Consider the following 538-nt stretch of genomic DNA (forward strand, 5'->3'; position numbering starts at 1 on the left):
GAGTTGCTTTTTGTTTGCTTGTTAGGTAATATTATCACACCTTGATAGACCGACCGGTCTATCTTGTGTAAGATTGTAATAAAATACATAAATTTTAAAAGGGAAAAACTATGAAAAAAAAATTAATAACAATTGCTTTATCTTCAGCTTTAGCATTATCAACAGTTAGTGTTGGTGTAGCTGAAAACTTTAATCAGCCATTTAATTTACCTGGCTCACAGCATGGATATAATAATCTTACTATAGACACAAAGCAGTCGCAGACTAATCCAAATGAGTATACTTTCAAAGTGATTAATCCTGAAGGAAATGTTCATTGGTCTATTGATGGGCATAACCTTGATGTGGATGGAAGTTCTATAACACATGAATTTACAACTCCTGGTTCCCATAAAGTGTCAGTGAACTCGGTAGAAATGAAGCCATATAGTGGTGGAGTTGAAATGTTTACAGGTAGCACTACAGTGAATGTAAAACCATCAACTCCAGCAAGTTTACCAGATCTTACTACGCAAACAGTTACTCCTATCGGTGTGAA

The 538-nt window shown here is 34.9% G+C and carries 1 protein-coding gene; it reads left to right on the forward strand.

What is annotated here, in order from left to right; genetic code table 11:
- Positions 1-110: 110 nt before the first annotated feature.
- Positions 111-538 (forward strand): hypothetical protein (locus tag DNK84_RS13895; RefSeq protein ID WP_162902524.1); only part of this gene is annotated, 428 nt, incomplete at its 3' end.

This window comes from Facilibium subflavum, assembly GCF_003574485.1.
Taxonomy (GTDB): domain Bacteria; phylum Pseudomonadota; class Gammaproteobacteria; order Francisellales; family Francisellaceae; genus Facilibium; species Facilibium subflavum.